The sequence below is a fragment of the Paenibacillus sp. ALJ109b genome, assembly GCF_010747435.1.
In the GTDB taxonomy this organism is placed as follows: Bacteria; Bacillota; Bacilli; order Paenibacillales; family Paenibacillaceae; genus Paenibacillus; species Paenibacillus taichungensis.
In genome coordinates this window covers 276,406-298,952 of sequence record NZ_JAAIFP010000007.1, presented here as the reverse complement: position 1 = coordinate 298,952, position 22,547 = coordinate 276,406, and the positions used below count along the sequence as shown (strand labels likewise).

The 22,547-nt window shown below is 46.6% G+C and carries 23 protein-coding genes; 18 read left to right on the top strand and 5 right to left on the bottom strand.

Annotation, left to right across the window (positions count from 1 at the left end):
• Nucleotides 1-124: 124 nt before the first annotated feature.
• Complete coding sequence (locus tag G3352_RS08940; RefSeq protein WP_163755794.1) at nt 125-691, bottom strand: transcriptional regulator; 567 nt, start codon at nt 689-691, stop codon at nt 125-127.
• A gap of 200 nt (nt 692-891) precedes the next feature.
• Here G3352_RS08940 and G3352_RS08935 point away from each other — a divergent pair, with 200 nt between their 5' ends.
• From G3352_RS08935 to G3352_RS08905, 7 genes are all read left to right on the top strand, one after another.
• Nucleotides 892-1,767 carry a carbohydrate ABC transporter permease gene (locus tag G3352_RS08935; RefSeq protein ID WP_063565861.1) on the top strand — a complete coding sequence of 292 codons (876 nt, stop codon included), beginning with the start codon at nt 892-894 and terminating at the stop codon, nt 1,765-1,767.
• On the top strand, nt 1,767-2,681 hold the full coding sequence (locus G3352_RS08930; protein WP_240342990.1) for a carbohydrate ABC transporter permease: 915 nt from the start codon (nt 1,767-1,769) through the stop codon (nt 2,679-2,681). The genes G3352_RS08935 and G3352_RS08930 overlap by 1 nt, the downstream gene beginning before the upstream one ends.
• 34 nt (nt 2,682-2,715) lie before the next feature.
• Nucleotides 2,716-4,095 carry an ABC transporter substrate-binding protein gene (locus G3352_RS08925; RefSeq protein ID WP_163755792.1) on the top strand — a complete coding sequence of 460 codons (1,380 nt, stop codon included), beginning with the start codon at nt 2,716-2,718 and terminating at the stop codon, nt 4,093-4,095.
• Between the two features lie 86 nt (nt 4,096-4,181).
• Nucleotides 4,182-4,949, top strand: a complete 768-nt coding sequence (locus G3352_RS08920; RefSeq protein WP_163755790.1) for an HAD family hydrolase — start codon at nt 4,182-4,184, stop codon at nt 4,947-4,949.
• A complete protein-coding gene (locus G3352_RS08915) occupies nt 4,946-5,281 on the top strand; it encodes a DMT family transporter (protein ID WP_076287289.1) in 336 nt (111 codons plus the stop codon). The genes G3352_RS08920 and G3352_RS08915 overlap by 4 nt, the downstream gene beginning before the upstream one ends.
• On the top strand, nt 5,281-6,291 hold the full coding sequence (locus tag G3352_RS08910; RefSeq protein ID WP_163755788.1) for a metallophosphoesterase family protein: 1,011 nt from the start codon (nt 5,281-5,283) through the stop codon (nt 6,289-6,291). Before G3352_RS08915 ends, G3352_RS08910 begins: the two co-directional genes overlap by 1 nt.
• A 350-nt stretch (nt 6,292-6,641) precedes the next feature.
• Entirely contained in the window at nt 6,642-8,102 is a 1,461-nt protein-coding gene (locus G3352_RS08905; RefSeq protein WP_163755786.1) for a carboxylesterase/lipase family protein, read from the top strand.
• A 170-nt stretch (nt 8,103-8,272) separates the two neighbouring features.
• Here G3352_RS08905 and G3352_RS08900 read toward each other — a convergent pair whose 3' ends face one another.
• A complete protein-coding gene (locus G3352_RS08900) occupies nt 8,273-9,427 on the bottom strand; it encodes a VanZ family protein (protein ID WP_163755784.1) in 1,155 nt (384 codons plus the stop codon).
• Nucleotides 9,428-9,679: 252 nt separating this feature from the next.
• On the opposite strand from G3352_RS08900, the gene G3352_RS08895 reads away from it, so the two are divergent.
• From G3352_RS08895 to G3352_RS08865, 7 genes are all read left to right on the top strand, one after another.
• Entirely contained in the window at nt 9,680-10,021 is a 342-nt protein-coding gene (locus G3352_RS08895; RefSeq protein WP_163755781.1) for a zinc ribbon domain-containing protein YjdM, read from the top strand.
• Nucleotides 10,022-10,213: 192 nt separating this feature from the next.
• Nucleotides 10,214-10,771, top strand: coding sequence for an RNA polymerase sigma factor (locus G3352_RS08890; RefSeq protein WP_163755780.1), 558 nt, complete (start codon nt 10,214-10,216; stop codon nt 10,769-10,771).
• The gene (locus tag G3352_RS08885; protein WP_163755778.1) at nt 10,728-12,386 is read left to right on the top strand and encodes a DUF4179 domain-containing protein; all 1,659 of its coding nucleotides are present in this window, start codon (nt 10,728-10,730) and stop codon (nt 12,384-12,386) included. The genes G3352_RS08890 and G3352_RS08885 overlap by 44 nt, the downstream gene beginning before the upstream one ends.
• Before the next feature lie 430 nt (nt 12,387-12,816).
• Complete coding sequence (locus G3352_RS08880) at nt 12,817-13,629, top strand: class I SAM-dependent methyltransferase (protein WP_163755776.1); 813 nt, start codon at nt 12,817-12,819, stop codon at nt 13,627-13,629.
• Between the two features lie 129 nt (nt 13,630-13,758).
• Nucleotides 13,759-14,016, top strand: coding sequence for a hypothetical protein (locus G3352_RS08875; protein ID WP_079348175.1), 258 nt, complete (start codon nt 13,759-13,761; stop codon nt 14,014-14,016).
• On the top strand, nt 14,013-14,405 hold the full coding sequence (locus tag G3352_RS08870) for a retropepsin-like aspartic protease (RefSeq protein ID WP_163755774.1): 393 nt from the start codon (nt 14,013-14,015) through the stop codon (nt 14,403-14,405). Before G3352_RS08875 ends, G3352_RS08870 begins: the two co-directional genes overlap by 4 nt.
• A gap of 145 nt (nt 14,406-14,550) precedes the next feature.
• Nucleotides 14,551-15,612, top strand: a complete 1,062-nt coding sequence (locus tag G3352_RS08865; RefSeq protein ID WP_076287296.1) for an LLM class flavin-dependent oxidoreductase — start codon at nt 14,551-14,553, stop codon at nt 15,610-15,612.
• A gap of 105 nt (nt 15,613-15,717) precedes the next feature.
• Here G3352_RS08865 and G3352_RS08860 read toward each other — a convergent pair whose 3' ends face one another.
• Complete coding sequence (locus G3352_RS08860; protein ID WP_163755772.1) at nt 15,718-16,377, bottom strand: TetR/AcrR family transcriptional regulator; 660 nt, start codon at nt 16,375-16,377, stop codon at nt 15,718-15,720.
• 192 nt (nt 16,378-16,569) lie between these two features.
• Here G3352_RS08860 and G3352_RS08855 point away from each other — a divergent pair, with 192 nt between their 5' ends.
• Nucleotides 16,570-17,385, top strand: coding sequence for an SDR family NAD(P)-dependent oxidoreductase (locus G3352_RS08855; protein WP_163755770.1), 816 nt, complete (start codon nt 16,570-16,572; stop codon nt 17,383-17,385).
• Between the two features lie 166 nt (nt 17,386-17,551).
• Here the strand turns inward: G3352_RS08855 and G3352_RS08850 are convergent, their stop codons facing one another.
• Together G3352_RS08850 and G3352_RS08845 are read right to left on the bottom strand one after the other, a co-directional pair.
• A complete protein-coding gene (locus tag G3352_RS08850; RefSeq protein WP_163755769.1) occupies nt 17,552-19,315 on the bottom strand; it encodes a cellulase family glycosylhydrolase in 1,764 nt (587 codons plus the stop codon).
• 97 nt (nt 19,316-19,412) lie between these two features.
• Entirely contained in the window at nt 19,413-19,889 is a 477-nt protein-coding gene (locus tag G3352_RS08845) for a DUF4385 domain-containing protein (RefSeq protein ID WP_163755767.1), read from the bottom strand.
• A 116-nt stretch (nt 19,890-20,005) separates the two neighbouring features.
• Between G3352_RS08845 and G3352_RS08840 the strand changes: the two genes are divergently transcribed.
• From G3352_RS08840 to G3352_RS08835, 3 genes are all read left to right on the top strand, one after another.
• Nucleotides 20,006-20,473 (top strand): YfbM family protein, encoded by a 468-nt coding sequence (locus G3352_RS08840; RefSeq protein ID WP_163755765.1) that lies wholly within the window; start codon nt 20,006-20,008, stop codon nt 20,471-20,473.
• A gap of 99 nt (nt 20,474-20,572) precedes the next feature.
• Nucleotides 20,573-20,704, top strand: coding sequence for a hypothetical protein (locus G3352_RS31420; protein ID WP_275898416.1), 132 nt, complete (start codon nt 20,573-20,575; stop codon nt 20,702-20,704).
• A gap of 210 nt (nt 20,705-20,914) precedes the next feature.
• Complete coding sequence (locus G3352_RS08835; RefSeq protein ID WP_345940744.1) at nt 20,915-22,420, top strand: copper amine oxidase N-terminal domain-containing protein; 1,506 nt, start codon at nt 20,915-20,917, stop codon at nt 22,418-22,420.
• Nucleotides 22,421-22,547: the final 127 nt, after the last annotated feature.

Below are 22,547 nucleotides of genomic sequence, written 5' to 3'. Positions count from 1 at the left end.
ATAACAAAAGGGGAGCCCCAACCATGAAAATATGGCAGGGCTCCCCTTTTAATTATTTAAAGCCAGCTCAGCAAGCACATCGTTGCTCGCCGAGTTGGCTTTTTTATATGGTGTATACACTTTATTAATCATTTTCATGCGGAGCATCTTTGTAAAAAACACCATCCCGCAGTTGATCTACAAATCCCTGCAACCACTCATAATACTGCTCGGCATGCTGAAGTTTATGCAAATCCCGCAAAGCGTCTTCCCGTTCCTCCGGCGGAGTTGTTCTGGCGAGAATAATCTCCGATAACTGCGGAATGACCTCCCGGAGGCTTTCCTGCATCACGTCGATTTCCCGTTGAAGCTTGGCCCCGAAGAAGTTCTGAAACGTACGGAAAAAGTTGGTTTCGGCCAGATACTGATCCTGGCGTTCCCGCTTTTCCTCCAATTTATAGATCATCTGAGATTCGGTAAGCGAACGTACAGCATAACTCATATTACTTTTGCTCATGTTCATGGACGTCTTCATCTCTTCCAGTGTCATCGGGCGATCCTCAAAATACATAATGCCATACAGTTGACCAAATGAATGATTGACTCCATACAGATCCATGGTATTGGCAATGGCGTCAATGACTTTCTCCCTCAGCTCGGGCCGATAGGACAACGACGAATGGTTCTGGTCCTCGGCAGCTTCTTTTCCCACAATCTCACCTCTAATATATGGATGGGACTCCCTGTTTCCTTTTCATATTTTACATGACCTCGCGTTATTTTAACATAACCCGGAATTAGTTTTTTCAAATGTATTATACAATCATTTTTGTACAGAAGAGATTAAAGGGAGTTTTAAGGCATGATTTTTAGAGAAATTAAATAAAATTTGGACGATTAGGAGTGTGCAAATTGCGTGTGAAATTATGGAGGGAGACAGAAGCGGTTCTCTTCACCCTTCCTGCCCTTATCCCATTACTCATTTTCTGGCTGGGGCCTTTGGGATACATTGTATATCTGAGTTTTACGGATTGGGACTTCATGAGTCCTGACAAATTATTCGTCGGTTTGGATAACTACAGCTATCTGCTAACCAATTCTGAATTTTACCGTTCATTAAAAGTTACGCTGTTGTTCGGTCTTGGAAGTGTAGTGCCTACGATTGTGGGTGGATTGGCGCTGGCCATGCTCATGAACAGCAAGATTAAGTCCTCCGGCTTGTTCCGGACCCTGCTATTCTCCCCTTGGGTGACTCCGACTGTCGCAGTCTCCATTGCGTGGTCCTGGATTTTCGAACCTGAAGTGGGGCTGGCCAACCTGTTGCTTGGCTGGGTTGGCATATCCCCGATCGGCTGGCTGAAAGATCAGAACTGGGCACTGGTAGCTGTGCTCATCGTCACGCTGTGGAAGTCGATTGGTTGGTCCATGGTATTTTACCTGGTTGCATTGCGTAATCTGCCATCCGATTTACTTGAAGCGGCATCGATTGATGGGGCAGGCAGTTGGGACAAGTTCCGAAGCATTACACTGCCGTTGATTTCACCCACCACGTTCTTCCTGTCCATCATCCTGACGATCCAGTCGCTTCAGGCTTATGACCAGATCAACGTGATGACGCAAGGGGGACCGGCGGGATCAACAAGAACCTTGCTTTACATGTATTATCAATCTGCATTTGAGTCCTTCAATGTGGGCGAGGCTTCTTCCATCGCCGTCGTAATTATTCTGATCTGCGTTCTTCTGTCAGGAGTATCCTTCCTGCTCGGCCGACGCCTGGTGCACTACTGATGAACATGACCACTTTAACCAACCAAACAAGAAAAGATAATAGTCGTGAGGAAGTGCAGAAACGGAAGGTCCCTCGTGCAGGAAAAGGATTTGCTACCGCACTTCGCTATCTGCTGCTTGCGCTGGTGAGTCTGACGATGGCATTTCCGTTCTACTGGATGGTGATTAGCGGTTTCAAAACGAATGACGAGATCTGGCAGTTCCCGCCAACCTTCTGGCCCGAAACGTTCCGTTGGAACAATTATGTGGATGCGTGGCAAGCTGCCCCGTTTGCCCGTTACATTCTGAATAGTACAGGGGTAGCGGCTGCGATCTGTCTGATCCAGGTCATTAACTCCAGCATGATGGCCTATGCACTCACCCATATGCGTTTTCGTATAAAAGGGGTACTAACCGGGCTGATTCTGGTAGGCTACATGATTCCGAGTACCGCCGTTTATTTGCCCAGTTATTTGGTGCTCAGTGAACTTAAATTATTGGATTCCTACACCGGACTGATTGTGTCCAACTGTGTCAGTGTGTTCTCCATCTTCCTGATCCGTCAGGCGTTCATGCAGGTGTCCCACGAATTGGTGGAAGCCGGCCAGTTGGATGGAGCGTCGCACTTCCGCATTCTGTGGACCATTATGACGCCGCTGGTTCGTTCGTCGTTTGCCGTGATGGTGTTGATTACATTCATTGACCAGTACAACAACTATTTCTGGCCGATGCTCATTACCAAAGACCCGAATCTGCAATTGGTATCCGCAGGTCTGCGCAGCTTTTTCGTGGAGGGTGGAGCCTACGGTCTGGCATGGCCGCAGATCATGGCTGCCAGTGCCTTTACCATCGCACCGCTGCTTATCCTTTTCCTGTTTACCCAGAAAACGATCATGCAGAGTGTGAATATTACTGCCGGCGTGAACAAGAACTGATTTTCACAACATACTTTATATAGGAGGAATCAAAATGAAATTGGGTCAAGCAAGCATGAAATGGCGGAACAAATTAAAGCTCAGGTGGAGAGGGGGCATGTCGCTGGTACTGGCTGCGAGTTTCGCCCTGATCACCGCATGTGGTTCCTCAGCCGATAGCGGCACAGGCACGGGTTCAGATGCAGCTGCTGCGAATGGAGCTGGTTCTGCATCAAGTAGTCCGGTCGAGATTGAGTTCTGGTATGGTCTGGGTGGCAACCTGGGAGATAACATGAAGAAGACGATTGACGCCTTCAATGCATCCCAGAGCGAAGTTGTTGTGAAAGGGATTGTACAAGCAGATTACACGGAGACAGAACAAAAACTGCAGGCAGCCATTGCCTCAAAAAAAGTACCCGCCGCTGTACTAAGCTCCAATATCGACTGGGCGCGCAAAGGCTACTATGCACCTCTGGATGAGCTAATCACTGCCGATCAGAGCTTTAACAAGGAAGATTACGTGCAGACCTTCCTGGAGCAGGGAAAAGTAGACGGCAAGCAATATTTCTTACCGATGTACGGTACAACTCAGATCATGTATTACCGTATGGATGCGCTAAAAGATAATAATATTGACCCTGCCACTCTGACCACGTGGGAGGCACTTGCTGAAGCGGCAGCGAAGATGAGCAAGCAGGAGAATGGCAAGACAACCTTCTACGGCTGGGAGCCGATGTGGGGTAGCGATAACATGATCGACGCCGTGCTGGGTAAAGGCGGGAAAATTCTGAGTGATGACGGCAAGACCGTAACGATTGATTCACCGGAATGGGTAGAGACGTGGGAGCTGTTCCGCAAGTGGATTAATGAGGACAAGACCATGGGTATTCATTTTGGCGGCCAAGGCTGGGAGTACTGGTACAAAACCATTGATGATGTGATGAAAAATAAAGCAGCTGGATACACCGGTTCCAGCGGTGACCAGGGAGATCTGGATTTCAGCATCGTTGCAGCCATGGAACAGCCAGGCTGGGAAGGTGTAGGCCAAGGCAAACCTGTAGCGAGTGCGATCATGGCAGGTATCCCGGCTGAAGCAAGTCCAGAACAGCAGCAAGCAGCTTATAAATGGCTGACGTATTTCTCGGAAACAGCGAATACAGCAGCTTGGTCCATGAACACAGGTTACATTGCAGTTCGTCAATCTGCTCAAGAAGATCCTGCTTTCAAAACGTTCAGTGAAGAGAACCCGCAAATCAAGGTTCCACTGCAGCAGGCTTCCCATGCTTCGGCTCCGTTCCAGGACCCGACTGGAGGCAAAATCAATGATGCACTGAAGGATGCAGCAGATCAGGTACAGATTAATAACATTCCAGCGGCACAAGCGCTGAAGGAAGCCAAAGAAAAGGCTCAAAAAGAATTGGATCGCGTGAAATAACAAGGGAAACAGCTTAACTTGGAGGAGCGGTGCAGTCATGTGCCGCTTTTCTGACTTAGTAATTCAGCAGACAAGGAGCGTAACCAATGCCCGAATTAACGCTGGGGAGCCTTTCTACCCCAATTGAGGCTATTTTATTTGACAAGGATGGGACATTGCTTGATTTTACAGCCATGTGGGGCTTCTGGACCGATCGTGTGATGGAGAACTTCCGGGAAGAGCTTGCTGCCCGTGGTCTTCAGTTCAATGCAGCAGAGATTCCTCATATATGGGGAACATTCCATGATGAGCAGGGACGAATGAACGGTTATGATGTGCGAGGGCCCCTTGCCATGGGAACGATGGAGGAAGTCTACGCCGTATTAACTTGGCATGGCTATCGTGCAGGATTAAGCTGGGCGGAAGCGAAAATTATTGTGAGGGAATGTTTGCTACAGGCAGAATATGCAATGAATAAGGAGCGCCCTGCTCAGCCCCTCCCAGGCGTCCTTGCCTTTCTTGTGCAGTGTCGCAGCAAAGGACTAAAAATGGGTGTCGTCACAGCGGATGAGACAGAAAATGCGCTAAGTCATTTGAAGTGGATGGGGATTGAATCTTTTTTCACCGTAGTTGTAGGAACGGATCAGGTTGGACGGGGAAAACCGTTTCCTGACATGTTGCTGCTGGCGTGTGAGCGTCTGGGTGTACCTACTGCAAGAGTTGTCGTGATCGGCGATACGGATGGTGATATGGAGATGGCTCGTGCTGCCGGAGCAGCCTGGAAGATTGCTGTCGGTGAACCTGCTCATATCAAGCTTGCGGATCTTACGGTTCATTCGTTTGATGAATTGCTGGAAGTCGAGGTAAACCGATGACGAGTCATTCGTATACGGGATGGATACTGCTTGCCCTGGCGATTGGATTGGAGCTGAGCGGTACGATTCTGATGAGGGTCTCGGATGGTTTTACCCGCGTATGGCCTTCCATTCTTATGTTTGCCTGTTATGGAGCGAGCTTTACCCTGTTGAATTTTGCTGTGAAGTATATGCCCCTGGGTGTTGCTTATGCCATCTGGTCGGGCGTAGGCATTACATTGATTGGGATCGTGGGACATTACTTTCTGGGTGAACGTCTGAAGGCGATGTCGATCGTCTGGATGGGCTTTATTCTGATTGGCATTATTGGACTGAAATGGAGTGATTCCTGATGGGAAATGAAAATAAGTACGAACAACCGATAATCAGCTTCCAGGTCATCACAGATACTCATGTGAGAGAGCAAGCCGATCATATCCATAACCGTCATCTGGAGAAAGCGCTGGAAGACATCGCGACGTATAGCCATGGCAGCAGTGGAATTATGCATGTGGGCGACGTGACCGATCGTGGACTGCCGCAAGAATACCAAGAGTTGCAGCGTATATTGGAGGCTCACGGCGAATCATTGCCTCAAATACGTTACACTGTAGGTAATCATGATATCGGAGCCATTTTATGGGGAGATCCTCCGCTGAATTTGACCACAATGACCCAGCATGAGGTGGGCGAGGTGTTGGGGCATTCAGGGGATATGGGCCAAGTCGAGGCTCATGATATTGAAAAACTGCAAGAATCGATCTCGATTGAAGAGTTATGGCAGAAGCGGTTGAGCGATTTTACAGCAATCACAGGTATGAACGGATCGTATCACGACCACTGGATCGACGGATATCATTATATCTTCCTGGGTACGGAGCAGCCTCATCCGAAAGATTGTGATATGTCTGCCGATCAACTGCAATGGCTGGAAACAAAACTATCGGAGCAAGCATTGCCTGAGCAGCCGATTTTTGTCTTTCTCCATCAACCACTGATGGATACAGTTGCCGGTTCCATGAAGGAACAGGGTTGGTATGGCGTGAATCAGGACGCAGCATTAAAGGCTGTTCTAAGTCGCTATCCGCAGGTCATCCTTTTCTCTGGGCATACCCATTGGCAATTGCAGGCTCAACGTACCATGTACGAAGGTGGCGGACAGATGCCAACGATGTTTAATGCTTCCTCTGTAGCTTATCTCTGGACGGATGAGGATGAGCATCTGGAGGGAAGTGAGAGTTTGCATGTCGATGTATACCGTGATCGGGTTGTCGTTAAGGGACGTAATCATGTGACCGGGAGCTGGATTGAAGGCGCAGAATATACGGTTCATTATCCGGTAAAAGTAAACGGCGGTAATTGATCCATACATCGGGTAAGTTGACGAAATATGCAGGACAGCAATAGAAGACTTCGCTCGTTAATTGAAGCGGAGTCTTTATTATTGCTGTAAAAGTTCCACGTGAAACGTAGCAGTGGTACTTGAATCTGGACAAACTTGTAAATGGGTATCGCGGAGATCTATACTCAAATTAGTGGAAACGCGCCAGCCAGTACATACGAAAGGGCGTTGAAGCAATAGAAGGTTATTCTTTGTGTACGTTATTAAATAAACCTTGAGACAGAATTTCATCAGCTCAAAGTTACACCCAGATCTGAACAATACCAGTCGTAAACTGGAACTATCGATCAGTAGAGAGGATGTATGTGCGCATGAGGGAACTTCAAGTGAATACAAGATATGGCACGGTTCAAGGAGAGCTTCTGCATGGAGTGAATGTATGGAAAGGCATTCCTTATGCTAAACCACCCGTGGGTGAATTACGCTTCCAGGCTCCAGTTCCACCCGAGTCGTGGGATGGAGTCAGAGAGGCGAAGCAATTCGGCCCTGAAAATATACAGCCAAGAAATCCTCAAACCGAGGCCATATCCGGACAGCCTCCGGTGGAATCGGAAGATAGTCTTTACCTAAATATCTGGACACCTGAAAAAGAAAGCCATGATCCACTTCCCGTGATGGTATGGATTCATGGCGGATCGTTCGTTTCAGGCGCTGGCAGCCAGCCCATGTACGATGGAACACAACTTGTCCTCCGGGGAGACGTTATCGTCGTGACGATCAACTATCGCCTGGGGCCGCTAGGATTCCTGCACCTGTCTCCACTTGGAGAGGGTTTTGCATCCAATGTGGGTTTACTGGATCAGATTGCTGCGCTGCAATGGGTACAGGACAACATCGAAGCTTTTGGCGGTGATTCGCATAACGTCACTGTATTCGGAGAATCTGCGGGCAGCATGAGTATTGCGGCTTTGCTGGCGATGCCAGCAGCCAAAGGATTGTCCCATCGTGCCATTATGCAAAGTGGAGCCTCACAAGTCATGCCAGCAGAGCAGGCTTCAGCCATTCGTGATGGCATGCTGAAGGTTCTGGGTGTAACACCAGATGACCTGCATAAACTCAAAACTATTCCAGTGGAGCAAATCATCGCTGCTGGCGAGACGGTTAAACAACAAAGCGGTGCAGGTATGGCCCTGTTGTTCCAGCCCGTACTGGATGGGGTTACACTTCCGAAGTTGCCTCTTCAGGCGGTAGAAGAGGGCGCGGCACAGGATATCCCTGTACTGATCGGAACCACTTTGCATGAAGGCTCGTTGTTCATTCAGCCTCAGGTGCCTTACTCCGAAGAGATCAACATGGTGAAGGCTGTTGATTTCATGACACCTGATCTGGAGAATCGGGCAGCGATTGCGGACAGTTATCCGAAGACTGCAGATGGCCAGGCCCAAGTGATGACGGATCTGTTCTTCTGGCGCTCGGCTGTGCAATATGCGGCTGCTCAGCAGAAACATGCACCTGTATGGATGTATCGCTTTGATTGGGTGATGCCGGAGCATCCACTTCTGCATAAATCAATTCATAGCATCGATATCTTCTTTGCTTTTAATACGTTACCTGTATTGAAGTTTATGAATGCCGAACCTGATGCTGCCGCGGTAAAACTTGCGGGTAAAGTGCAGGATGCATGGATTTCGTTTGCCAAGCAGGGCAAGCCTGAGACAGCAGGAGTAAATTGGCCTGCCTACGAAGATGATCGTGCTACGCTGATTTTCAATCATGAAGTGGAGTTGGTCCATGATCCGGAAGCTTCCAAACGTGAGCTGCTGGGGCTATAGTTCGACGACCTCTGAACTTCATCTCAACATAGTTAAAAGGTGTGCCTCGTCATTCGTTGACGAGGCACACCTTTTTTTACGATGGATCAAACTTGCCGACTTTAATGGCAAACATAACGGTACTATTTTTTACCTGAACCTATGTGTTGTGAGTGGAATGAGTCCAGAATTTACTTTCGGGATGTTCTTGTCTTGGATACATCATCACAGTAAAAGGCTCGCTTGCCCCGGGAGAACAGCACCAGCATGACATGAACGAACAACACCAGAAGAATCAGCACATGCAAACCAACAATGCCGACAGAAAGCCATATTTTATAGGGCTCGAGCATCGCATTTTTGTTTAGCAAAGCATACTCGTTTATGATTTGAGCAATGGTCACAAACAGCCAAGGGACGTAAAGCGCGAGCAATCTTTTGAACAGGGAAGTGCTGGAAGGCTCGCCTGTCCGTTGATCAATATATCTGAATCGCATCAGGGCTGAGCCTGGTGTTTTGCCTTCTCGCAGCGATGGGATAAAGAAAAATACAACCAGCATCGCAATCATGGTATTTAGCATACTAATCATAGCATTTGTATGGGACAGATTGAAAATGGACATCAGATTGGACAGGAATACGACAACTACACTGTCGATAATGAGTGCGAGTAGTTGGGCTACAGGGTAGACCTTGTTTTGTTCGATGATTTGTTCGCTTTTCGCCTGAATACTTGCACGAGACGGGAATAAGGCAAGCGCGATGGGTGCTGCGAAAAATCCCAGTACCGTTCCTGAAGTATTCAGCAGCAGGTCATCCACGTCAAACAGCCGATACGGGCAATCATAATAACCGTAGAAGCCGGTGATCTGGGTAATCTCAAAGAACAGGGATAAGCCGAATCCGCTTAACAAAGCCTGTTTCCAGTACGATCTCTTTTGCCAAAAATAACGGATATACACGCCAAGTGGCATGAGCAGCATTACGTTGAACAGAACCTGCAGAAAAGCTCTGCCCTGAATCATTCCCATATAGCTGGCGGGTTGAGACCAGACAATTGGTGTTTCTTTCATAATATCTTTTACAAAGGTGAACGGAACAAGGTTGTAATAGACGGTATCCGCTGCTTGCTGTGCACATGTATTACGAGTGGTCGGGAAAGGAAGAATAACAAGGCAATATGCAGCCAGCAAGTAGAAAATAAATGAAAAGCTAACGCCAAATCGTGACCAGCTAAAAAATCCATCTTTCCGATATCCGTAGATTAACCAAGGCACCAGCAGAAACATGGCGATAAGGACAAAAATAAAGAAAGCCGTTTGGACAGGAAAAACATAGGGTGACATAAGCAGAAACTCCTTTTATAGGATGTATATCAGCATTTCGTGTGAGACACGACTTTTAAGAATAGTATTTTGTTATGGTGCTCACCGTTTTCTTCTATAGCTTCAGTATAAGGAACCTTCCTTAAATCAGAGGGCGGGGCAATCTTAAATTTAGTTTAAAATCAATTAACCACCGTGGCCTATGTGGAACAATGGACTGCATTCCCGTATACTTGCGAGGAAGCCACAAAATGAATGGAGAGTTTAATACATATGTCTAATTTGCCTAATTGCCCCAAATGTAATTCCAAATACACTTACGAGGACGGTAATCTGTTGGTGTGTCCAGAATGTGCGCACGAATGGGCGCTAGCGTCAGAAGAAGAGAATGCGGAAGAAACTAAAGTAGTACGCGATTCCAATGGTAATGTCCTGAATGATGGCGATACCGTTACGGTCATTAAGGATTTGAAGGTGAAAGGCAGCTCGCTGGTAGTTAAGCAGGGAACTAAAGTCAAAAACATCCGACTGATTGACGGTGACCATGACATCGACTGCAAAATCGACAGCCTAGGCGCAATGAAGTTGAAGTCCGAGTTTGTGAAAAAAATCTAGCTTCTCTTTAGGCATGGCTGGATTGCCATGTTACTGGACTTGTCTTAAACCATAAAGAGCGTTCATTTCTGCAATGCTGTGGAAGTGAAGGTTCTTTTTTGTTGTGTGGAGAAAGGGTAAGAATGAACCTTTGAAGGATCGGCTTTGTCTATAGATTTGAGAAGGCTGATGCAGAGAAAGGAGGGAAAGCTTTTGAACGAAAAGGAATTGTTTGAGATGTACAACAAGGATGTGTATCGAACTTGTTATTACATGCTCCATCATGCTCAGGATGCGGAAGATGTATGCCACGACGTTTTTATTACGGTATTTCGTCAGGATTGGCAGAAGGTTGAATACATGAAGACATGGCTGATGAGAATTACGGTGAATCATTGTCTTAACTTTCTGAAGAGGGAACGCACAGCCAAGCAGCGGGAGAAAAGGCAGTTTATTCTCACCCCACAACGAACCGCTGATCCGGTTGATACGTTGATCGAATATGTGGAGGAGTCCGAGGTCTGGGCACAATGGGTTCATGAGCTACCTGAAAAGATACGTTCAGCGATTCTGCTGCGTTATATGAACGAATTAAGTTTATCCGAAACTGCAGAGATTCTGGAAGTGCCACTGGGAACGGTGAAGTCAAGAGTATATAAGGGAATTCGATTGCTTAGGAAAAAATGGGATCAAGCCAGAAAGCAACATCAGAAAGGGGAAATGTATAGTGAAACATACGGAAAATCTGTTGTCTCATCATCTGAAAAATGATGCAGATATTCGCTATCCCGATTTTGATGCCATGTGGAATCAAATTCGACAGGATCAGGAGCGCTGCCCAGAGCTTCATGTATCAGAGAATAAAGAACATGTTGCGCAACAGATCAAATGGAAAAAGACTGCACTGATAGGAACCGCTGCAGTTATTCTCATGGCGACGCCAGTATATGCAGCAGTCCACTATAATTGGGGTGATCTTTTAAATCACCGCAGTGGTATCCAGAATGCCATGCAAAAGGAGCTTGGACAGAAACTGAATCAGTCCGTAACGGTCAACGGGGTGACTTTAACCTTAGATACAGCCTTTTCCGATGATAATCGCACGGTTATTTTGTATACATTGGACCCTGGTAAGTACAGAGGTGATACATTGCGATTCCCTTCTATTGGCCTGCGGGATGAGAGTGGCAAGCTAATTGAAGGGAGATACTACCATGTTCCTGATCAGACTGATGGCAAGTTTAAAGGGTATTTTGAGACAGAGTGGACGCCATCAGGAAATGAAGCAAATGTTAACTTCACGGTAGGTGGAATCCAAATATTGGTCCCGGAAGAAAAAGAAATTACCCTAGATCTTTCTCAGCAGCAATCACAGGTGTTCCATATCAACAAGGACGGTTTGGGTAAACTTGTTGTTAGCGCATTCAACGAGAAAGAAAATAAGATGATGTTGTCAACATCATTAACCTTTGATCAGCCGGAGGTTCGTGATTATGCCTTTCCGTATTTGAAGATATACGATCAGAAAGGACAGACGTTGGAGGAGAATGCACCGAGTATAAACGGTAAGCCTGGAGAACATGGTGAATATATATCAGAACAGTTCTATAACCTGAAGACGTTGAAGCAACAAGCATCATCTTATGTACTGGCTTACAGTAAAGAAGAAGGCAAAATGGACCAATCACTGGATATTGGTATACGTCTGGATAAAACAAAGATGCTTAGTGGTACGAGTAAAAGAGTGCTGAATATTCCTCTGGATCAGCAATCGGATGAAGTGATCGTTAAGGAAGCTATCATTACACCTACCCAAATCAGGGTGACCCTTGCTCATGATGAGCAGTTCTTGCAACTACCCTATTTGAGATACACACTTGGTGTGAATGGCGTTCAGCTAGATGGAGGAGTGTGGCTGTCAGAGGATTCGAAGCATGAAGCGGAACTACGTTTTGAAGTGAGTGCTGGTCTGGAAATCAATCCAGATACACCAATGACCCTTTATGCCCATCATAAAGTCAATTATTTTCAGGGTGAATTTGAGCCGATTACGTTATCCGACATTGGGGAGAAACCACAATACATTGATTCGAATTTGGGCGGTTCTATAATCCATTGGACATATTACCGTAAGGACGGTGATTTGTACGTGGAGAGATATAGTGATGATCTGCATTTTGGTGGAATTAATCAGACCTATACGATCCAGAAGGGCAAACGAAGTTATGGTACTCCGGCCAAGACTCAATTTGCTGGTGACGGAAAAAACCTGGGTATTGATCGATATAATAATTACACATCGGATACAGCAATTGTATATCCGTGGATGTACAGCACAGAAGAACCGGAACGTGAAGTAGCTGTGCAACTGGAAGATAAGAATTGACAGGAAATATTTAGAAGTACTATACTGGATAAAATTTAACAGTCAAACGCAATGATCAGGAGTAATAAGGCTCTAGGTTTGGTCCAGAGAACTGTCGATTCGGTGCAAGGCAGTCCAACCTTTCCCCAACTCACCTGTGAGCAGCAGAATCGAACCGTAGTTACGCGAATATCGTCATTGCTCAGCGCACAAAGGGCTGGATGTTAAAAATGATGCTATACGCCGACTTCATGTAGATCCTGACGGTTAACCTCCGTCATCAGGTCCTGAGATGTTATGGCAGGGTAGGTCGGAGTATGATGTATCCAATCCTGTTCATGGATCAAAAAGAGTGGTACCGCGAAGGTCAGACCTGTCGCCTCTTAGTTGAGGCGGCAGGTTTTTGTTTTTTTATATGGCCTTAATGTTGAGAAAAGGCAGGTGCAGAATCATGGAAAGATCACGTGTGATTGAGTATTATTCCAGATTTGACGAGTGGGGAAGGTTGGACCGGGAACCGCTTGAGTTCATCATTAATATGCATTATATCCGAGAGTCACTTCCGGCAACCGGACTTGTGCTGGATAATGGCGCAGGACCAGGCAAATATGCCATGGAGCTTGCCAAACTCGGATACCATGTCACGCTGTCAGACCTGACCCCTGCATCTGTGGATACGGCTCGGCAGAAGGCAAAGGAGTTGGATCTGACTCAGCAGTTTGACGGATTCCATGTATTGGATGCGACCCATCTGAACGGCATTGCAGATGAGACATATGATGCGTCGCTGATGCTGGGGCCGTTGTATCATCTGCAGATAGAAGAAGAGCGAGTGGCTGCGGTACGGGAGCTGCATCGGGTCACCAAGCGTGGGGGAACTGTGTTTGTAGCGATGCAGAGCCGTATGCGAATGGGCATTACCTCTTTGCAATCCCCGCAGCAATGGAAACCACATGACCACATGGAAGCTATCCGGTCTTTTGTGGAAAAGGGGACATTCGATCATCTGGATCAAGGGCGGTTTACAGGGGCGTACTATTTCAACATTCAAGATATTAACCCATTTATGGAGCAGCACGGATTCGAAACGGTAGACCTGATTGGATCGTCCAGTCTGAGAGCCATGCTCACAGAAGAGCAGCAGCAATACTGGAAAGAACGCGGAGAATACGATGAGTTGATCCAGTACATGATTGAGGCGGCCAAAGACCCGTCAATACTGGGAATCTCGTCTCATCTACTGTACATTGGGAAAAAGAAATAATCATGAAATCATTGGATTTTGAGAAGAATGGATACTCTTTATAAATGAAAATGAGAGCTTACCATTTCAATTGGATCGATCATGGAACATGGTATAATAGGGATCAAATAGCGGGCTGGAGGTGTCACTATGCAATGGAAGGAAGTTCAGGATCGATTCCCTAACGAATGGGTCGTTTTTGAGGCAACCAAGGCACATTCTAGGGAAGGCCAGCGTTATATTGAAGAGATGGCGGTTATTGATTCATTTGATGATTCCACACAAGCATTAAAACGATACAGTGAATTGCATCAGGAAGATCCAAGACGGGAATATTGTTTTTTTCATACTTCTCGTCCAGAAGTTGTGGCGAGAGAGCGGTACGTTGGGATAAGAGGTCCCCGATGAAAATCTCGGAAATATATGGTCTGTCTTTTATAAGCCTACAACTTACGTTTAGAGGAGAAGTACTCTATTTAGAGAAAGTCCTGCTCGACACAGGATCAGCCAGTACGTTGCTAAATGCAGACATTGTCCAGGAAATAGGTATGGTTCCTGAAGAGAATGATGAGGTAGATATTATTAGAGGCGTAGGTGGCATAGAATATGTTTACACCAAGTTACTGGACTCTATAACTGTGGATGGAACAACGCTTAGGGAATTTCAGATTGAAATTGGAAATATGGATTATGGTTTGGAGATCGATGGGATTTTGGGGTTTAATTTTATTAAACAGGCTGGCATTATAATTAATGCAAATTTAATGGAACTAAGTATAGATAAAGAATTGATTTAGAAAAATAAAAAGTGCCCTCTGGAAAACAGGGGGCACTTGTATTTTTCCTCAAAATAGTTCAATATTAAGATAAATAACAAAAGGTGATCTACTTACAATAGGTTAGATGAACGACGGATCGCTTCATAACAGGGAGGAATAGACAATGGAAATCGGAATCAGTACATTTGTGGAGACGAACCCAGATGTAAACACAGGAGAACTTATAAGTCATGCGCAGCGTATTCGCGACGTCGTTGAAGAAATTGTTTTGGCAGATCAGGTGGGGCTGGATGTATACGGCGTGGGAGAACATCACCGTGCCGACTACGCCGCTTCATCACCAGCTGTCATTCTGGCCGCCGCAGCTTCACAGACCAAACGCATTCGCCTAACCAGTGCTGTAACGGTGCTATCTTCGGCTGATCCGGTACGGGTTTTTCAGGATTTTGCAACGTTGGACGGCATTTCGAATGGGCGTGCAGAGATTATGGCAGGGCGGGGATCATTCATCGAGTCATTCCCATTGTTCGGCTACGATCTGAATGACTATGATGAGTTGTTTGATGAGAAATTGGAGCTACTCTTAAAGCTGCGTGATTCTGAAAAAGTAACTTGGGAAGGCAAACACCGCCCTTCCTTTAACAATCTGGGCATTTACCCGCGTCCGGTACAGGAAAAACTTCCCGTATGGATCGGTAGTGGCGGTAATCAGGAATCGGTTGTCCGCGCAGGTCTGCTTGGATTACCGCTTGTACTCGCCATTATTGGTGGTCGCCCCGTTCAATTCGCGCCACTGGTGGAGTTGTACAAAAAAGCAGCCGCACATGCAGGTCACGACGCTTCCAAACTGACTGTGGCTTCCCACTCTCACGGCTTCATTGCAGATACAACAGATGAAGCCGTGGAGAAATTCTTCCCTCCAGCTCAGGCTGTGATGAACATACTGGGCCGTGAACGTGGCTGGGGACACTACAGCCGTGCAACCTTTGACGCGGCACGTAGTCTGGAAGGTGCGCTGTATGTGGGTGATGTGGATACCGTTGCTCAGAAGATTATCTATCTGCGTAAAGAAGTTGGTATCACACGCTTCATGTTACACACTCCCCTCGGCACGATGCCGCATGAGGAGGTAATGAGAGCCATTGAACTGCTCGGCAAAGAAGTCGCTCCCAAAGTCCGTGCAGAAATCTCGCGTTGGGAAGCTGAGAATGAAGCCGGGCGTTAATTAGCGATAGTAATCCCTTATATATAATGATAAAAAGGAGCAGGTCCTTCATCCGAGCGATGAAGTGCCTGCTCCTTTTTTCCTTTCCTTATTAATTTATGGCTTTTAGCCATTGGAGGATACTCCAACAAGGGAAAGAATAACCATGGACAACGTATGATCATATAGCCGTTTTGCGGCCTCTTCACTCTCAATATGGCCTCCCAGATACAGATGGACGACACCATGCAGAGGGGCCCAGATCATACGGACTGCAAGCAGGAGATCATTCTCCTTAAGCATTCCCTGCTCAATTGCGGCCGCAACCAGGGACGTGATTTGTTTGAGGGCAGTCGCTGTTTCTTGCAGACTCTCTGCATCTGGTTTGAATTCTGCAAAAGAACCACCAAACATCAGCTGATAGAAGCTGGATTGTGTAATCCCGAAATCCCAGTAGGCATAAGCGAGATCGCGAAAATAACTCTCGAATGATGCTTGCTGAGGCACGGATTCAAACGATTGGGATAGGAGGGAGCACCCCTCCATATATAGATATTTAGCTAACCCTTCTTTCTTGCCAAAGAGGTTATATATAATTTTGGTGGAGCACTCCATTCGTTCTGCCACGCGCCGAACCGTGACGGCTTCGGGACCGTGCTCTTGCAGCAAAGATGCGGCGGCATGCACAATATTTTGGCGTAGGTTTTCGGAGTGCTGGAGTCTGGCTTCCTGAAAGGTAGTGACCGTGTGAGCGGATTCTTTGGAACCCGAATTATGATCTTTCATCTATCTCATCCTCATACATCCATATTGTTGTTTAACGGAAACCGTGTTTCTTATCGTCATTCTACTGTTTTACGCTGGAAATCGTCAAATGATCAAAAGAAGTTGACAGTAAGAAGACAAGAGAGTACGATGATTTCATTAGGAAACATTGTTTCAAATAAAAAACGAGTGTTCTAAAAAGGCGGATGAGATATGAAGCAGGTTCAAAATCAATGGGTACTCATTACGGGGGCTTCTTCAGGAATTGGGCAGACTTTTGCATTGGAGATGGCGTCAAAAGGAAAACATGTGGTCTTGGTGGCCCGATCGGAGTCCAAATTGCGTCAATTGGCAGAACGGATTGAGCGAACCTATCAAGTGAAGACGGAAGTAATTGTAGCGGATCTATCCCAGGCGGATGCACCACAACACGTTTATGAGGAATGTATGAATCGGGGCATACAGGTCAATGTATTAATCAACAATGCGGGATTTGCCACGCATGGAATGTTTGAGCAGGTGGATGGTGCACGGCAGCAGGAAGAGATTATGCTGAATGTACTCGCAGTCATGAACATGACCCATCTTTTCCTGCCAGGCATGCTGCAAAAACGGAACGGTACCGTCATCAATGTCTCTTCAACGGCTGCTTTTCAACCTGATCCATACATGGCTGTATATGGGGCTACGAAATCTTTCGTCCTTTCTTTTACAGAGGCGTTATATGAAGAGAACCGGAAGCGAGGCGTTCAGTTTTTGGCTCTATGCCCTGGCTCAACCGATACCTCATTCTTTGACATAGTAGGAGCCGAAGAGGCTTCGGTAGGCAAACGGGATACGCCAGAGCATGTTGTGGAAGTGGCGATGAAGGCGTTGGAGTCAGGTAAGCCGTATGCTGTACCAGGTGCCTCCAATTACTGGACGGCCCAGTTCGCTCGTCTTATGCCGCGCAGACAAATGTTACGCATCGTAGGTGGCATGCTTCGGCCCCGTTCGAAGAGTGGCAAACCGCAAAAGGCACAGGCTTAACCATACCAAACCAAACCTACCAAACCCAAAGACGCTGCCAGCGAGGATTACCCACTGGCAGCGTCTCTTTTGAACATTCTTCAATACTGTGTAGGTCATGCTGCATCCAGCAGCGCCCATTGCAATCAACGGGTCGTCCAAATCTCAACTCAACCTGCGAACAGTTTCAAGTATTTCGTACCTTACCAGTCACCTGATTTCCGTTCTTAATCAGAGTGTAGCGAATGAGCTCACCACTCCAGAAGTGAAATGTCAGCTCGATCTGTCCGTCGTGCAGTTCTTTGAGCCAATCGGGCTGTAGTTTAATTTCATTCGTTTCATAAGAAGGAGCAAATGTAGTCAAGAATTCCTTATACGATGTCCAGTCCTGTGGCGCGGTATTCTCACCGGATGAATACACAGCCTCCATCGAGGCAAGCTGATCACCTTGAAACTGGGTGGGAATGGAGATGCTGTCTACCGTACCTGTTGCGTGGCCCAACTCGGGCTCCGTGGACACAATCACATTCCATTTCCATTCTGCGCCTTGACTGAACTTCGCTGTGAGTATTCCATTGTTCCCAAGCTTCTGACTTGAGCTGATTATCCGGGATAACGCAGCGGATTTGACGGTTAACGTGTTGCCACTGAACGAATAATCCGTGCCAGCTTTCAGCAATTGATCACCCTCATACAGGGCAACCAGCTTGTTTTTGTTTAACTTGATCGTCATTTGTCTGTCTTCCACAGGCGAACCTTGTCTGAAATAGAGCAGATCGCTTTCTCCCACGGCAGAACGTCCTGTCCAGGAAGCTTGGATCATCTGAAATAAATCCGGGTCAGCCCACTGGAATGTTTGTCGATTCAGATGCTGACCGTTGTCCCATAACATGGACGTGATCTTTTTTTCTTTTAACTGATGACCGATGAATTCAAAATATTTCAGCTTCTCTCCCTGTTCGATGACATCCGTATGTTTGTCAAAACCGAGCAGGCCGTATTCGCCCAGAATAACCGGAATGCCCTGAACCACCAGTGTGTTGTACACATTATTGAACGTGCTAGCTGCATCATTTTTCGTATCCGGATCGAAGGTGGTATGCCCTGCAATGTTAACGCTGAACGGCCAGTATCCGTAATAATGCACCGTAGCAATCAGATTGTGATCCTTTAGGCCAGCTATCGTCTGCTGCAAACTGTCGAGTCTCACCTGTGTTGGCGAACCTTCCAGTGTAGGCAGGGCCAACGGACGCTCGGCGTTATTTCCACCTGTTTCTCGTACCAACTTAACAAATGCAGTGTTCAATTCATGCAAAAGCTCCAACTGCCGTGCCTCATCAATATTGCTGCCTGAGCCCATGTCGCCTGCATTTGTTGCTCCGCGGTTAAAGCGCGGTTCGTTAACACTTTCAAACATCAGCTTACGTGGTTCATCTTTGAACTGCTTGGCAATCTGAGTCCATACTGCTTTATAACGGGAAAGCACCTGATCATGGTCCGTCTCCAGTTGGCTGATCCAGAGGTAGGAATCATGGTGAACGTTCACGACGACATAGAGGTTGGCATCCAGCGCCCATTGGACAACCTCCTGAACACGAGCCATGTAGGCTGGATCAACATTGTAGTCTGGTGCATCTCCAATATGCCCATCCCATGTGACGGGAATGCGAATACTTCGGTATCCCTGAGCAGCGATCTGCTGTATCAGTTCGCGGGTAACTCGCGGGTTGCCCCAATACGTTTCATCAGGTCCGACCGTATCCAGGGAATTTCCCAGGTTCCATCCCGGTTGCATCCCGTCAACATCGCTTTGTAGCGGACCAAAGGCCGTCATTTCATGTTGTCTGGCAAGTTCAGACTTGGCTGCAGATGCAGGCAAAGGAAGCAGAATAAACAGACACAGGGTCATGCAAACAAGCGTCAGGATGAAATGGTGGCTAGGTGGGTTCATAAGGGCTCCTTTGGATGGGTGTACATCGTTAATCTCGTGTGTGAAGCTTGATGTATTGCATTATATCAAAATGAACATCTGCATGAATCATGTATTTTCACCCATGCTCCTGCGCGTTCTCCGACTCGTACTTTTCTCGGTGCTTCTGCTTCATTTTCACATAATCCGGGTCCGTTTTGGCGATCTCCCATTGTGCTTTGAAAATGGCTGCTGATTCAGCCTTCACCTTATCATTCTGATAAGGCAGGATGGAGCCGTCCTCCTTCGAATATTTGCGTCCGCCTTTATGATTCGTATACCGTCGGGCCCGCGTATAGCCCATTTGCAGAAACTTGCGTGCCATATCCATACCGATAAAGTCATCCTTTTGCTTATACTCCAAAAATAGTTCGTAGATCTTCTGCGACGATTCTTTCGCAATTTCGGGTGTTTTGAACCGCCAGTGCGGTAGAATCTCGCTTTTGTAGGGCTCCACCATTAATACCCCTTGCTCTCCCCGGCCAACGGTATACAGTTCAGGCTGCTTGCGCAGATCAAGCTCCTCGTAATTGAGGCTGTAATCAAACTTTTTCATGGATTCCACCCCTCCTTGAAGATTATTGTTCCTTTCCACCTCTTTACCCCGATTCTTGTACAACATGCACGGTTAATGGGAAAGAAGAGAAGTACATACATAGGAGGGGTAAGGGTATGGGCATGTCCGGCAGATATCTTGTTGTCACCAAGGAATTGGTTGAATCCATTAAGTCAGGTGAGGTCAGTGTGCATGATTGTTCGGTCGAGCTGGATATCGATAAAATGTGGCAGATGCTTCAGTTTACGTTGACTGGTGAAGTGGTAGAGGGGCAGCCTCCTCTGGGATATGTGGTCCCTTTGGCAGGTGAACAATATCTGGGCAACTATTCAGACATGGATCTGTTCCTGCTGAACAATGAACAGGTACTCGAGGCGTACATGGAGTTAGAACAACTGACACCTGAAGAATTGAAGAAACGGTTTAGCCTGGAAGAAATGGTTGCTGAGGGCGTGTATCCTGTCATGGAAGATTGGGACGCAGAGGAGACATTCCAGGAGATCGTTCAGACACTGAATGATGTTCAGGCTTTATATCAGGCAACGGCTGCGAGCGGGAACGGAATTGTCTTTTATATTTTCTAAGTTCCCACCTCTGTTTGTTTAATTTGTCATTATTCCGGTTATTGATAGAAACAAGGCACAGACTGTGCCTAAAATCCGGTAGAAGAGAGGGAATACGATATGACACAAGACCAGAATGAAGAGAACAAAGCCATTCAAGACGACGAGCCGGATCAATTTGAAACCCCTGCACGTACCGATGGTAAAGAATCCGATGAGGACACTGAGTCCGAGGATACAGAAAAAGAATAAACTTAACTGTTTATGATTCGACTAGGCATATTGTTGTTGAAGCGAATTACACCAAATTTTAAATATACGTCATACCCGAGGTCGGACAATTGTTCGGCCTTTTTTGGTATTTATTTATGGATCCGGTTTACAACAATTACCTATAACCCTCATAATAGGATTGAACCACATTTTTCCTAAGGAGGAGATCGTATCAAAAATCACAAGCTAGTGAAGTGGATTGCCGTACCACTCGTTTTGATGATGGTTGTGCTTACGGGATGTCAGGCCGTAGGTGGCGTAGATATTGGCAAAGCCGTTGTCAACAGTACAACCGTCAAGTCCGGTGAATCCAAACAGTCGATGCATATAAAAATTGAACCTACAGCAGACCTCGTCGATGAGGATGCGCTTCAAATGATTGAACTCATTAATTCCGTTTCATTGGATATTGAAGATGCCAAAGTGAAAGACTCCAACACGGCGTCTGTCAAAGGTACACTGAGTATGCAAGGAAAGAAATTACCTTTCCATCTGTCGATGGATAAATCGGAAATGGTCATTGATGTAGACGGAGCGCAAAAGCCTCTATACATATCTTTACAGGATGACACACTTCCTATGCTAGATACGAAGGCGTTGGAGAAGCAGATCGAGGAGCTTTCCCCGAAATTGCTGACCTTTGCGCTGAAGCATTTGTCCAACCCGAAAAATATTTCGGTAACCCCGGTACAGGAATCGGTTAATGGTGAATCGCTGAGTCTCTCCAAGCTGCATGTGGAGATCAGTGGAGAAGAGCTTCTTGCCATGGTTAAGCCGTTTCTGACAAGTGTTGCTCAGGATGAGCAAGGACTCAAGGACCTGATTGGAGATCTGTATGATGTGTTCTACCCTATCCTCGTTACATTCAACACGGTTGATACTGGCGACGGCAGTGCCCTTCCTTCTACGATTAGCGAATCACGGGATGCCGAAGTTGCTTCATTGTATGAAATGATTAAGGGCGGTCTTGACGAGATTCTTGCCAATTACGACAAGGAACTAGCCAACTTGTTGACCGAAACACCTGAATTGAAGACGGTGTTCGGAACTGAGACCAATCTCAAATTGGACTTTTATCTGGACAGCGCACTGAATATCCGTAAACAGAATTATGATTTCAAAGTAGCGTTGCCTGCTTCTGAAGATCTGCCGGTCAATTCGGTATCCGTATATGGTGACAGTGAACTGTGGAATATTGGTGGACCAGTAACTGTGGATGCCGTGGACAAAACGGCTGGTGCAATTGATCTGATGCAGGGAGATATCACGCCAGGTCAGATGTTGCGCAACTTTGATTCCAATTCACTTGTGTATCAGCTGTTGAAAGATGAAGCGGGAATCACCCGTAAATATGTCATGTTGTATCCGGACGACGAATCCTATGGTGCAATCACTGTTAAAAATACAACATTTGTTCCTCTTCGTTATCTGTCCGAGGAATTGGATGCTGAAGTGAAATGGACCAAAGGGTCGGATAAAATCGTCGTTATTGACGATATCACCGGCGATGAGATTGTCCTGACTGTGGGTTCCAAAAAGGCAACCGTTGCAGGCAAGGAAGTAACAATGGTCGAACCTGCTTATGTGGGCAAAAACGGCAAGACCTATGTCCCGCTGCGCTTTATGGCTGAGTCTCTTGGGGCATCTGTAGATAAGGAAAAAGAAACAGGCTGGATTTTCATCGACCGGCCATAAGTAAGATTTGTATGTAAGTCTTAGGTTGAGAGGGGATTTCAGAGTATGCCAGATTTCTCGTAATGATCATGAAAGAACACAATGAAAAAAATTTCCGTTAGACCATTAACGGGATACGTGTGTCCTT